The sequence below is a fragment of the Alteromonas confluentis genome, from assembly GCF_001757105.1.
Classification (GTDB): Bacteria; Pseudomonadota; Gammaproteobacteria; order Enterobacterales; family Alteromonadaceae; genus Alteromonas; species Alteromonas confluentis.
Map to the genome: position 1 here is coordinate 1 of NZ_MDHN01000021.1, position 13,422 is coordinate 13,422.

The 13,422-nt window shown below is 40.9% G+C and carries 12 protein-coding genes and 1 pseudogene; 1 reads left to right on the forward strand and 12 read right to left on the reverse strand.

The features are described from left to right. Nucleotides 1-61 precede the first annotated feature (61 nt). Complete coding sequence (gene istB / locus BFC18_RS08910; protein WP_070125210.1) at nucleotides 62-811, reverse strand: IS21-like element helper ATPase IstB; 750 nt, start codon at nucleotides 809-811, stop codon at nucleotides 62-64. Beyond that, complete coding sequence (gene istA / locus BFC18_RS08915; RefSeq protein ID WP_070125211.1) at nucleotides 808-2,301, reverse strand: IS21 family transposase; 1,494 nt, start codon at nucleotides 2,299-2,301, stop codon at nucleotides 808-810. The genes istB and istA overlap by 4 nt, the downstream gene beginning before the upstream one ends. Before the next feature lie 92 nt (nucleotides 2,302-2,393). Here istA and BFC18_RS08920 point away from each other — a divergent pair. Then, a pseudogene (locus BFC18_RS08920) lies at nucleotides 2,394-3,020 on the forward strand (tyrosine-type recombinase/integrase); the annotation flags it as partial. 102 nt (nucleotides 3,021-3,122) lie between these two features. On the opposite strand, the gene BFC18_RS08925 reads toward BFC18_RS08920, so the two are convergent. The 10 genes from BFC18_RS08925 to BFC18_RS08970 form a co-directional block, all read right to left on the reverse strand. Next, nucleotides 3,123-4,031 (reverse strand): hypothetical protein, encoded by a 909-nt coding sequence (locus BFC18_RS08925; RefSeq protein WP_070125212.1) that lies wholly within the window; start codon nucleotides 4,029-4,031, stop codon nucleotides 3,123-3,125. Between the two features lie 71 nt (nucleotides 4,032-4,102). Beyond that, nucleotides 4,103-5,944 (reverse strand): UvrD-helicase domain-containing protein, encoded by a 1,842-nt coding sequence (locus BFC18_RS08930; protein ID WP_070125213.1) that lies wholly within the window; start codon nucleotides 5,942-5,944, stop codon nucleotides 4,103-4,105. Beyond that, nucleotides 5,941-7,824 carry an ATP-dependent nuclease gene (locus BFC18_RS08935; RefSeq protein WP_070125214.1) on the reverse strand — a complete coding sequence of 628 codons (1,884 nt, stop codon included), beginning with the start codon at nucleotides 7,822-7,824 and terminating at the stop codon, nucleotides 5,941-5,943. Before BFC18_RS08935 ends, BFC18_RS08930 begins: the two co-directional genes overlap by 4 nt. Nucleotides 7,825-7,924: 100 nt before the next feature. Then, a complete protein-coding gene (locus BFC18_RS08940) occupies nucleotides 7,925-8,491 on the reverse strand; it encodes a recombinase family protein (RefSeq protein WP_070125215.1) in 567 nt (188 codons plus the stop codon). Between the two features lie 165 nt (nucleotides 8,492-8,656). Then, entirely contained in the window at nucleotides 8,657-9,757 is a 1,101-nt protein-coding gene (locus tag BFC18_RS08945) for a tyrosine-type recombinase/integrase (RefSeq protein ID WP_070125216.1), read from the reverse strand. Next, the gene (locus BFC18_RS08950) at nucleotides 9,747-10,235 is read right to left on the reverse strand and encodes a helix-turn-helix domain-containing protein (protein ID WP_070125217.1); all 489 of its coding nucleotides are present in this window, start codon (nucleotides 10,233-10,235) and stop codon (nucleotides 9,747-9,749) included. The genes BFC18_RS08945 and BFC18_RS08950 overlap by 11 nt, the downstream gene beginning before the upstream one ends. Beyond that, nucleotides 10,228-10,428: a helix-turn-helix transcriptional regulator gene (locus BFC18_RS08955; RefSeq protein ID WP_070125218.1), complete on the reverse strand. Its 201-nt coding sequence runs from the start codon at nucleotides 10,426-10,428 to the stop codon at nucleotides 10,228-10,230. Before BFC18_RS08955 ends, BFC18_RS08950 begins: the two co-directional genes overlap by 8 nt. 122 nt (nucleotides 10,429-10,550) lie before the next feature. After that, entirely contained in the window at nucleotides 10,551-11,459 is a 909-nt protein-coding gene (locus tag BFC18_RS08960; protein ID WP_070125219.1) for a hypothetical protein, read from the reverse strand. 353 nt (nucleotides 11,460-11,812) lie between these two features. Continuing rightward, nucleotides 11,813-12,877 carry a Fic family protein gene (locus tag BFC18_RS08965; RefSeq protein WP_070125220.1) on the reverse strand — a complete coding sequence of 355 codons (1,065 nt, stop codon included), beginning with the start codon at nucleotides 12,875-12,877 and terminating at the stop codon, nucleotides 11,813-11,815. Between the two features lie 300 nt (nucleotides 12,878-13,177). Next, a complete protein-coding gene (locus tag BFC18_RS08970; protein WP_070125221.1) occupies nucleotides 13,178-13,381 on the reverse strand; it encodes an ATP synthase subunit B family protein in 204 nt (67 codons plus the stop codon). Nucleotides 13,382-13,422 lie beyond the last annotated feature (41 nt).

The following is a 13,422-nucleotide window of genomic DNA, read 5'->3' on the forward strand; positions in this document are numbered from 1 at the left end:
TATAGAACGTCAACTATCTTGACCGGTCTGGCGTCAATTAACTTGACCGGTTGTCGCTGAGTTATTCTTCCTGTTTTATTGCTGCTTTTCTGCGGTAGCTTTCTCCCTCTAATTGAATGATGTGTGAGTGATGCACGAGCCTGTCGATGGCTGCGACTGTCATGGTGGTATCAGTAAACAGTGCATCCCAGTCTTCGAACGATTGATTGGAGGTGATGATGAGGCTGAACCTTTCATACCGGTGAGCAATGAGTTCGAACAGCACACTGGTTTCTTGCTCTGTCTTTTTCACGTAGCCGATATCGTCAATGATAAGCACCTGGTATTTATCCAGTTTGTTCAGTGCGTCCTGGAGTTTGAGGTGCTGTTTTGCCTCCTGCAGATGTTGCACTAACGCGGTGGCCGCATAGAACTTTACGCGGGTTCCGGCTTCTATCAGGCTGTAGCCCAATGCACTGGCCAGATGGGTTTTACCGACACCGCTTGCGCCGAACAGCAGCAGATTGGTGGCGTGTTTTACCCACTCATGGTTATCCGCCAGTTCATGGAGGCGGGCTTTGGTGAGACCTTCAATGACATTAAAATCGAACCCACCAACATGCTTGCCTGATGGCAGATTGGATTCTTTCAGATAACGTAATTGACGCTTGTCTGTCCGGCTCGACAACTCCATGTGGCACAACTCACTTAAGTAGTGCTCTGGCCGCCATTGTTCATGCAATGCCTTTTCAGCCAGGCTCTCCCAGTGGAGCCTGAACTCACTCAGTCGCAGGCTCTTGAGCATGAGTGGCAGGGATGCTGTATTAGTCATGTCTGCCTCCCTCCCTGTAATAACAGGCTATACAGCTTTAACGGGTGTTGCCCCACCTGAAGCTGGGGGATGTGGCGAGGTTGCTGTTGGAAGCGTTCCTGACAGTCGAACAAGCTGGGTAACCGGCCGCTATTCAGTTGCTGCATAATGAAGCGACCCAGCCTGACTTCATTATCCCCCTTGCTCGCGAGGTGAAGTACTCTGACGATATAGCGACAGGCATCATCAGCCTTCATATTGCCATTAGCGTACTGCCAGATACTCCGGTAATCCTCATTAGGTAATAACTCATCCCGCCACTGTGAACACCGGAAGGCCTGAGGCTTTTTTACTAACGCATCAATAACGTGTTTGTAATTGACGCTGCGTTTACGCGCGGTGCCCGTGGTATATACCCGCTCTAAGGTGTAGGTCAGCTCATGACCGAGATATAGAGCTAAGCGGTCATCATACACTTGCACCCGCAGGCGACTGCCTACCAGACGCGAAGGCACGGTATAAGTGACGCGTTTAATGCTGATGGTACTGGTGCGCGAGACGCGCACATATTCGGTTGAGTAATTGACGCTGCCCGCCGGCGGCAGTGGCTGTAATTGTCGCTGCTCTTTAATAAATGCCGTATTAATGCGTTTGTTTCGTCTCGCCACTAATTGCCGGATAAAGTCTTCATAATCGTCGCGACAATTAAAGTCATACGAGCCACGAATGCGCAGCGCCTGCTCAAGCTGCGCTTTAATATGGCGATTACTGGACTCGATGACGCCATTTTCATGCGCGACACCGGTGTTATTGCGTGTGCCGGTAAAACCATAATGTGCCATCAGTGAAGCATACCGTTCTGTAAATTTACCGGCATCATCATGATTCCGGTACGCTGCACTCAAGCTGTCGGTGCGGACTTCCTTGGGGACGCCGCCACTGGCTCTGAAGGCATTCTGTAACCCATCAGAGAAGGCAGCGAAGCTCTCACCACCATAAATTACATGACTGTAGTGCCAGCCACTGGCGGCCAGGCGATAGTTGAACAACATGTGCTTACACGGCTCATGCCCGATAGTGACCGGAGACTTAACATGCGTGAAGTCGCAAATACCCAATAAACCTGACTCGTGGTGCTGTAAGAACATTACGTCCTGAGCACCACCGTGTAATTGTCGCCACTTCTTAATTCTGCGCTCAAGTGTACGTCGCGCTGAGGTAGGAAACTGATCGCTATGCGAATCACACAAATAATCAAATACGCCCACTGGCGTAATTAGCTTATCTTGCTTCAGAAGGGGGATAACAATACTCTCCCAGACTGCCTCAAGGGGATCGGGCCGGGTGCGCCAATGACGGTGGGCTTTTTTAGGTTGGTGACGGCCGTTCTCTATGCGTCTGGCGGAACTGACAGAAATGTTCGCTTTGCTGGCGGCAACTTCCTGCGTGAAATCCTTTCGAAACTTCATATATAACCTGACTTGTTTTTCTGTGATGTGAGTTCCCGACACGCCATTCTCCTCGAATTGTCGTGTCGAACCTTAACAGAACAACCGGTCAAGATAGTTGTCGCTCAACCGTTCAAGTTAATTGTCGCTCTATACCCCAGAAAGAGAACATGGCTGCACTTAAGCCTGCAGAACTGCCGGAACTCATGGCTGCAATAGCGAATGCTAGTATCAAGAGAACGACTCGTTGCCTAATCGAATGGCAACTTCATACCATGACACGCCCTAGCGAAGCATCTGGCGCAAGCTGGAAAGAGATTGATTGGGAGAGTCGGGTCTGGACGATCCCTGCAGAGCGAATGAAGAAGCGCAGAGACCACCGTATTCCCCTCACCGACCAAATGCTGGCTCTACTTGAAGTCATGAAGCCTATTAGCGGCCATCGTGAGTTTATATTCCCTTCTGACCGCGATCCTAAAAAGCCGTGCAACAGCCAGACTGCAAATATGGCACTTAAACGCATGGGCTTCGCCGGTCGCTTAGTCAGTCATGGCCTTCGCTCTCTGGCAAGTACGACGCTCAATGAGCAAGGTTTTGACCGCGACTTGATTGAGTCAGCGCTAGCACATGTAGATGATAACCAAGTACGTAGTGCTTACAACAGAACTGATTATCTTGAGCGTCGAAGACCAATGATGACTTGGTGGAGTGGGTACATACACAAAGCCGCAAAGGGGAACTTTTCTGTAACATGCATAACTCACCTTAAGAATGCCATTTAGATTCAATTATTATATAAGGGCTTAATAATAAGAATTGTAAAATGCGATAAAATAAAAAATATAATTTACAAAATATGTCCTACTAACGCTTTAACTAACGAGTTACTTATAAGAAAGGTGTGCACAGTCTATAATATCAAGAAATTCAATACGGCGTTTGACATCATCAATATCAAAATAAATATCGTCAATTTGATCGGACACGTAAGTAACTTTTCTATCGTTTAAAAGAGCTTGTATATACTCTGGCATGAACCCTTGATCTAATTCCAATGCTTCAATTGATTTTATAAGCTCGTAATGATTTCCACCTGCTTTCTTACTAATAAGATAAAGTAATATTTCTTTTCTGACATATCGCTCATCAATCAAATCTAAGCGTTTACCATAAAAAACCTTTAAAGCTTTAGAATCACCTCTTACTTCTGGAGTATATATGTTAAGTCGACGAGCTTCATTTCTAATAACATTATACAATTCAGTTATGATTTTTAGCACGACTCGACCCGTAAATTTTCGAATCCTATCGTTATTGGGAATTGGATCAAAGTCACCAGATGCGCTTAAAGAGGAACCAAGGTGTTTATCTAAAAATTTTAGATAAGCAAATTTTTCTTTTTCAATATTAGATATACTTGAAAAAGAAAAACGATCATACCTATGTTTTTTATAAAAGTTAGTTAAGAGAGAAAGAAACTCTTTACCCTGCGCATTGATTTTCAGTTCCCTCTGAGATGATACTCTCTCAACTAATGCTAGAGTATTATGTGAAATTAAGCTCTGTTCAAGTTTTTCAATATCTGCTTGTGATGTATGCTCTACCAATATAATAGCAATCTTAGCTAGCCTCTCAATGCCGACAGATAATCCATATAGAACTTCAAAAGTATCAACAGAGTGTTGAAATGATTCCATCTCTTCCAACGCTCTAACTGCATTATAAATAAAGGTGCCGGACGTATCTATTTCTCTATTCAGGGCAAAGTTCTTCCACCATTCTTCAGGTGTCATAAAAAATTCTTCCTAATAAAAGCACGCTGAATTGAGTATATATCCAACAACACCAAATAATATATCCATTTTCAAGTATCCGCTTCAGTCAGATCTACAATCCTCCAGCCGTTCATCACAGCAGCTTCTTTCTGAGTCGAAGTGATGCGAGAATTATCGACAGTAATACCAATCAAATACTTTGGCCTAGTCATCGCAACATAAATTTGTTTCATAAACTTTTTCTTCCTGGCACCTTTCGGTAACTCGCTTTTTAAACCTACTATATTATCGAGAACTTGATGAATATCATATTGATAATACTTTGTCTCTAACAATAAAGTTGCTGAATGTGTTTCTCCCTTGACGGAATGAATAGTATCAATTTCAATAACAACATCTCGATCATTGACTACCTCAACGAAAGAATTATTAATTTCAATTTCATTACTTAATTCAGGGCTTGAAGGGGAGAAAGAAATGTAATCAGTAACTTCAGTCTCCCATTCTTTCAAGCCAATAAGCCTCAACAATTCCAAAGAATTTTTATACCACGAAGCTTCATCATTAAGATCTGAAATCAGAATAACTATTATCTTTTCATTAACGCTAAATTTTTCTTTACTATCTCTTATGATTTCTCTTAAATCAGATACTGACAAATAATTATATCCAGCTAAAGATAAAAGGCGGCTTATACCCTCCAAGATAATTTTATAGCCAGACGATGTGCAACTTTTAAACTCTTTTGCGAGTCTAAAGTATCCTATTAACTTTTTAGGTTTAAAATGTTTATTTGAATTACCTTTATCAAAGGTAGGGAAGTAATGCTGAAGAGTCAGTCCGTCTTTTTTTGCTTTACCTACCCCACCTACGGCCTTAAAAGCGAGTTCATTATCAATAGGGAGACTACTACATAAAATTGCAAACTCCTTTAAAACTTTTCTTCGACTACTTTCGTCTACAATAAATATTGTATGAGGCTGGCATGTAGCATCAGCCTGAGTAGAAACTAGCGATATTCTATTAGTACTTAATCTAGTTGCAAGTAGAGCAACACTTGAATTAAATCTGTGACTAGTATTAATAACTTTTAACTTAGATGTGTTATAGCTATTACTATTTTCATCATCACCTAAAAATATTGCTTGATCAGCATCACCAAAACGCTGAAATAAACTTCCTTCATATAAAAAAATCTTGTTAAGTATTTCATCTTGAATGAGTGAAGTGTCTTGCATCTCATCCACGAGAGCCAAAGGAAATCTTGAACGAATAGCTAAAATGACATCCGAATTAACTTTCAAATAAGCTTGAGCATATTCAAACATTTCTCTAAAAAAGAATATCCCATCATCAATCATGGATTCCTTTATTGAAAGTAGGCACTTATAGCTATCTGATGAAGAATGCTTAGTGAATCCTGGTATTATTTTTTCAAAATCACCATCGACGTATCTGATTTGTAAATCAGATATATTAGCCTTCGGTTTTCCTTCTAGATACCTCTTCGTTTTCCAAGACAATCTTTTTTCAATATATTTTACACAAGCATCATCATCAATCTGCTTAATTGCTATACCTTTTGATCTACAAAAGGGCTTTGCTAAAAATCGGTTCACAAACTCTTGGATAGTACCTATGAAATGAGGATAAGATAACAACTTTCGACCAGATTCACTCTTCTCTAATCTTTGAATAATTTCATTTTTAGCGACATTAGTATGGCTAAGTACGCATATTCCTTTTGATTCATCTCGCCAATTTCTTGCGAGCAATATTAATTTTGCGGCGATAAGTGTTGTCTTGCCACTCCCAGGGCACGCCTGTATGTCGGAATAACTTTTAATAGCTTGCCGACGTTCGTTATCAAAGATAAGGCCCGTCTTAACTTGAACTTCATCAATATCATCATCGGTAATAAAAGGAATCATTGAATACCTTCTATTTCATGTGACGACGCAGTTTCTTCGAACGGTTCTGTTACATATTCGATTGCACTTACAATATAGGACGGGAGTCTTTTTCTAAGTTCTATTGGCTTTCCTTCGAACTCCTTGTTCAAAACATCAACTAATTTATATGTTGTTTCTGTTTTTCCAGAGCTCATGCTCTCAATCATTTTATAAATTTGAATAGCTTTTTCTTCAGCATCTTCTCGCAGACTATCAAACCCTTCCTCAGAGCCTTTTAATGCTAAATAAAGTTCTTTCCCTAATCCTGATTTAGCTAGGCAGTATTCAAAAGTCCATTCTTCAGATATAAAAGTTTTTACATTTTCACCGTCTTGCTCACGCTTTGTATCTTTTCTTTCTTTTAGCTTATCTGGCTTATCGTCATAATAACTGAGCCACCGATTTAAATTCCCTTTTTTACCATTCCCTCGATCCGGAAAACTTCTAGTCTTAAAACCCACACCACTTGGATGCTTTTGATCTGCTTTATCCGGCCAAATATCCAGATCTGTAATACACGCAACTTTCATGGGAAATGATCTCCCAGTAGATTTTCTTCTTCGATATATTTTTGCATATCGCTTATAGGCCAAATTACCCACATTTACTATGGATACTCCGTAGTTTTCAAGGGGACGCTCAATAAGTTTAGCAATCGTAGGTAAAAGTATATTTTCACCATCCCCTTCAACTAGCAAAGCGCTCTTCGCAAAAAACATATTTGCTTTACTTACATCGAGGAATTTTTCTAGAAACGGATAGTCATCATCTTCCAATAAAGTTTTCCCTTTTTTTAATGGAAAACACTGACCTTTGTTCATTAAAATTAAGTTATCAAGAGAGGCTTTTGAAGCTAAGTTAGGGCTGTGTGTTGATAAAATGCATTGTAAATCTTTTTGCGTTTCAACGAGGTATTGCATGAATTTCATCTGCAACTGAGGGTGAAGGTGGGCTTCTGGTTCTTCAATTAACAGAAGAGAAAAGCTATCACCGGCTTGAGTTAGAAGCGTCAACTCCGCAGCCATAAACAGTAGGTTGCTGTAACCTAATCCATGAGATAATCCGGTTTCATTTAATCCAAGACTCAATCGCTCTACCACTGCTTTAAACGCCAAGTTTTTCTCCGCAGTACTCATATCGTCGAAATTTTTGCTACCTAGCATATCAATAACGGGTCTGAATGATGTTTCCTTAAATGTAATTTGTTTTAAGAGCCTTTCTACACTAGATTGTACGCTCGATATTGATGTATCCGCCTTTATTGATTGATTGGCCTGGACTATAAGTGTAATAAGGCGTTCAATATCAACCTGATTACCACCTATACTACCTTTACTGTTTAATAATTGTGATAACCGTGACATCCTCCCAGCAGAAAGCTCATTTTCAGCATCTCTTAGAGGTTTGAGATAGGTCGAAGACAAATACAGTCGTGTGTCTCTATCTATGTGAGGGCCATCTTCAGCTGACCCAGCTCTGATTTCTGTACGTATACCTTGGGTATTATTCTTCTGAAATTCATTTATTGATGAGATTAGCGTAATGTAAAGAACGGTTTTAACAGTTCCAGTTCCCGTCTCTTCAAACGTAAGATATTCTGCGAATGCACCTAAATCTCGTATACTCAGCTCGCAAAACTTTAAAGTTATTTTAAGCTTTGTTGTCCCGGATCTAAAATCTGAGTATTTAATCCTTACCCAATCAGCTGAATTAGTATCCAACACTAATCTAATTGCATCGATTAGACTTGTTTTACCTGCATCATTTTCACCCACTAAAATATTTAAGCCTTTGTTGAATGTGACCTGGGTCGATTCAAAGCCTCTAAAATTCTCAGCTTTCATGCTAGCTAAGTACATATACATTCCCTGTCAAAATAAAATACATTAAAAACAGTCTATTGGGCAGACGGTTTCATTTCAATTGCTAGTGAAATATTTCATCATTGGAAAATGGTGCCTATTTGTTCCAATGCCTTTTTACTGTGGCAATCCCTAATCCTAACACCTCAGCAGTTTTCGATTGAGAGAGCCCTTCTGCCTTTTTATCTTGTACAGATACTGTGGTTCCCTTTGCTACAGGTCTTCCAAGCTTTTTCCCATGAGCCTTCGCTCGCTCTAAACCTTCCTTCGTTCTTTCACGAATACGGTTACGCTCGAATTCAGCAAATGCAGAGAACATTTGAAGCATCAGCTTACCTTCAGCACTTGAAAGATCTGCCACAGGTAAATCTAAGCACACTACTTTCACTCCTTTTTCAGTGAGTAATTTTATGGTGCTTTGAACATCGATATTGTCCCGACCCAACCGGTCTAACTTTAAAACCACCAGCATATCTCCCTTTTCCATCTGATGGTTGATAAGCATCTTGAATTTTTCTCGTTTCATGGCCTCGACAGAACCAGATACAGTTTCGCTCACAACCCTAGAATCCAAAACCTCATATCCTTTCTGACGAATGGCTATGATTTGGTTTTCGGTCGTTTGCTCTGTTGTTGAAACTCGGCAATAGGCAAATATGCGCATTAGCTACTCATTTTGAATTTTGGTATCAACTATTGAGGTATCATATACTTTTGGTATCACAAATCAACAACCTTAGTTTAATGATACCCTTTCAATCATAAAAAAACTGGTATCAATATACGAATGTTTATTGATACCAGTCAGACAAGGCTAATCTTCGGTAACTTACGCGCTTTTTTTCATTTGTTGAAATTGCATAAATTGCCTGAACTGTTCTTCCATATCTGATGAAGTTCCTTCCGCTGGTTCAGCCAATTTCCGCAATAACTCTGCTTGTTTGTAGTCAGGTACATCTCCGTAGCTGTAGAAGCTGGTGAGAACACTTTCATGCCCCAGGTTCTGACTCCACGCTTTAAATTCTTCTGGTGTACGACAAAGCTTTTCTCCGAGCCGCACCAACGTATTTCGGAAACTATGTGGATTAAAGTAAGGTAACCCTGCGGCCTCAAAAGCTTGCCCAAATATTTTGCGTATTGGGTTAGCATTACTCCAATGTTCCTCCAGCAAACCGACTGCTTCAAATTGCTGATTAGCATTGTGAGCTAGCTTTGTTTTCGGGAACAATGGTGAGTTTTGTTTGTATCCCAGCTCCAGTACTAAATAGTCCATCCAATCTTTCAGAATGTTTAACGCAAGCTCACCGACTGGAAAAAAGAAAGTTATAAACGTTTTGCTAAACTTGGTATTCACATCTCTCGCATCCTGATAAAAGCTCTGCTCCTCGATATCAATATGCTTTATCTTAGCTGATGCTACCGCACCGTCTCTTGCTCCCGTAAGAATAACAAAAGCCAGTAAAGCTCTGTCTCGCAGTTCAATGGCCGTAGAGCTGGGCATGCCTTCCAGAGCTTGCATAACTTGTTCTATCTTTGGAACGTTCCTTTTTCGTTTCGTGTTACCGATTCGGGTGTCTTTTTCAGACAAGTTGAAATACTCAATATCACTGTAGTTGATCTTAGCCCGATAACCTTTTTGCGTTACCAAGTATTGAAAGAACATCTTCATATGACGAGTCGCTGTGAGTACAGTTGCCTTGCTCAGCTTTTCGCCTGTAACAAGGGACTTTTTATTTAGTAAGTGTTTCTTAAAGCCGATAGCATGCTTAGCCCGAAACTTCCTAAAATCGATGTATCCAGTGAATTCCTCAAATCGATTAATCGATTTGAGTGCACCATCTATCGTCGAGTCATCCAGTCGCTTAGCTTCCTTCAGATACTTAGTAAATTCATAGATAATTCGAGCATTATTTGTACTATTATTTTTCATCACTGGAAACTCCGCTGAAAGGATAATTTGAGAGGTTCTGATCTCTTAGGATTATGTGTTTTTGTGCTATCGGTAATTTACCCTTGAGTTCTAGCCAGATTTCATGAACATCTCGCCAAGAGACATACTTATTCATTCGACATCCGCATTCATTACAGACACCTTTCATGAGAGCCATTCCTGCAGGCTGCTCAATAAACTGAACAGATTCAATGTTAGGTTTCATAGCACCCTGACATCGAAAGCAGCTCATTTCATGCTTAGCAACGTTGAATCTGATCGCACTACGCTTCTGCTTAAAATGAACTTTCAGATCTGCACCATTTATCAACAGTGGACGTTTTGAATCTACAACTGGCAGACCAACACGAATCCAATTGCGGACTGTCTTAGGATGAACGCCGAGCGTTTCACTGACATCAATAACCGTATAATTACGATTACTTTTTATTCGGCTGGGAGTGTTACGTCTAGACATGGTCAACCGCCTTGGATGCAACAACGCGAGCATCTAGCCATGCTTCAATATCGCTGAGTAGCCATCCGACTGCACGCTCACCAAGTGAAATGGTTTGAGGAAAGCTTCCCTTACCCATGCGTAAATAGATTGTGCTTCGCGATAAACCAGTCATCTGGATGACTTCTGGTAACCGCATGATTTTATGAGACATAAAAAAACCTCTTGGTTCGTTAAAAGATGTCCAAGAGGTTATGAGTAAAGGCGGGGGCAAAAACGCAATTGCGGAAAGCAAAAACGCAATTGCGTTTTCGCTAACAGCTAGGCATTGTCGATTTAGGCAGAAATATCCACAATTTCTTTTAAAACTTTTCGGATAGTATTGTCAGTTATATCTACTCCCATGAGTTGGTACATATGGAGTATCGAGGACGAAACGCCTCGTTGTGCAGGGTCGATTTTCAACTCATTTAGTAAAACTCTAATCATATTAAGATGGGTTCTTTTCTCTATAGGATAAAGTTTAGTGTCACCGCTCTCGCCTGACTGGGACGGTTTTTCCAACTCGGTTACAAACCGATCTAGTTCCTCACGTCTAACAACAAATTGATGATTGGTATCTTCTAATGAAAGCAGATAAGTACCATCCTGCTCGACTTCGAAAGGATTGAGAAGTCCCATAACTTGTTCAATCTCTTCACTATCGAATTGCTCAAATATAGCACTAGGATTGTCGAGCAAACTTTGAACAGAAGTTCCCTTAGATATCAGCAGGGCCTCAAGTTCTGTCTCAACAGCATTTTGCATCTCCTCGCTTTTAGATACAGGAAGAGAATCTAGTAATTGATATACGTTACCTTCGTCTTTGATAAAGTAACCGTTCATTTCAGCTAGCGTTGGAACTGGGCCATCGGTTTCCCGCTGGTGAAGCTTCCTGATTTCATACTTCTCTAACCCAAGCATCGCTAGGTCATAGGTTCCACTGATGTAGTGAATCCGTTTTTCAGTGTTAGTCGGTAGAACAGTCTCCGCCTTAGTTTGTCTGGCTTCTGAATCTTTATCTGAAACCAGATTTGTTTCCGTAGCGAAAGTCTGCTCAGGAAAGCGAATTGAGATTGCCAAATGGCCATCTAATGCAAGCTCATATAAGTCTGCCAATGAAACCTGCTCCTCTAAGACGGTGGACAAATAATTAGTCGCATCAGTAAGAGGGAGATATTTTTTTAATTTTAATAATTTACTCATGAAAAACCTTATCGAAGGCTACTACACCGCCCGTCTGTAGCGAACTACGGCAATCGTAGCGTTAATGCTAGATACCAGGGCACGAGCGATAAACAGCCGAACTGCAGAGTGCGGAATTATGGCAGAAATAAATGGTAACTTAGAAAAAAATGCCGATAAGACCAAACAATGGGTACATCGAAGGGTACACAGACATAAATCAAGTTGATAATAAACGTTTAACAACAATTACTTAGCAAGTTAGTTCAACTTGCGCCAGCCCACCAATTCAAAGTTTAAAGACGTCCTAGGGCGCCTTTTTCTTTATCCTTAGAACAATAAAATCAATGACTTAGCGTATTTTAACGTTCATTTCACTCAATCGGTGGCAACTCAAACAACAGTGCAACTAAGGCATCGTTCACGTAGTAGCTTTCACGCCCGAGCCTATGCTTGCTCAGCGTTCCGTTACATAGAGCATCAAGGTAACGCGTTGCAGTCGCTCTCGATACACCCAAGGCTTCTTCTATAAAGGCCACTTTTGTATAAGGATGACTGAATAAGCTATTCATGAGATCCTGGCTATAAAACTTGTGGTTAGTGCGTATATGTTGCTTTTGCTCAATCAGCAAATCACCGATAGCTTCAACCACAGCCGTTGTATGTTTTGCCGTTACAGAAACGGCTTTTAGAATATATAAAATCCACGCTTCCCATTCATTTGTATCCCGAACAGTTTGCAGCAAGCTGTAATATTGATCTTTTGTATGATTGATATAGCGGCTGAGATATAAGATCGGCGTGTCCAATAAGCCACTGAGAACTAAATACAGGATATTAATAATCCGCCCTGTTCGACCATTCCCATCGTAAAACGGATGGATCGTTTCAAATTGATGATGAATTAGCGCCATACAGACAAGCGGATCAAGAGATTGCTCGTGATTAATAAACTGCTCAAGCCCTGTCATATACGCCAGCAGCCGATCAGGTGATGGTGGCTGAAAGACAACCTCCCCCGTCAGTTCATTCTTCAATATTGTGCCAGGTGTTTTACGCAAACCCGCGCGGTTCCCTTCCAGTACTTCCTGCATTTCAATAATGGTGTTCAGCGTCAGCGCTTCAACCTTCACGACCTCTTTATATCCCAGATGTAAGGCCTGAGCATAAAAAGCAACCTCTTTCGTAACGGGATCAACCTTGTCACTATGAAGTTGGTATTTATAAAGCTGATCCTGCGTCGTAATGATATTTTCAATTGCAGAGCTACTTTGCGCTTCTTGCAGTGCTAGCGTCGAAATGAGCATACCTTCATTCGGAATAGTTTTAGCAACGCCTTTTAGCTCTGCTAAGTGACGATGCGCAGCGATAAGTGCTTTCAGGACTGATGGTGTCTCTAGGTCTATTTGAGGAGGCAGAGGTGCGAGCAATTTTTCCATTGTTCAATATCTTTGGCTTTTGAGCATGACTTTACATTACTTCTCAAAAATTACACTTTTTGAGAAGATTGTCACTCACTTTCTCAAAAAACAATAATTCTGAGATGTAATAAGTTGGACTGGGCTCAACTCTTATCACTGAGCTGAACCCAAATACCACTTAAAGCTTCAATCATGGCTCTAAAACCTTACGCCATAGCGCCATCGCTTCGAAAACTTAATTAAAATCAACCTTAGATTGGTTCGAAGAAGAGCCGTCCCCGTCCACCAATACCAAAATAGAATACAACAGAGCCTTGTTTACTGCTTCCGCTCTGACTCTGCACTTTCCGTTTCTTTGTCGGCATCCCCTTTGTCTGAACCGTACACCACCATGTAATAAAGAATAAGCATGACAGTGACGAATACCACCACAATAATCATACCGATATAAGTCGTACCCGTGGCTGCAAAAGAAGGCGCAGCGATTAACATCAGTAAAATGAACAAAATATTATTTTTCATTACTACATCCAGTCGATTTAGTTTCGAACGTTACATACGTA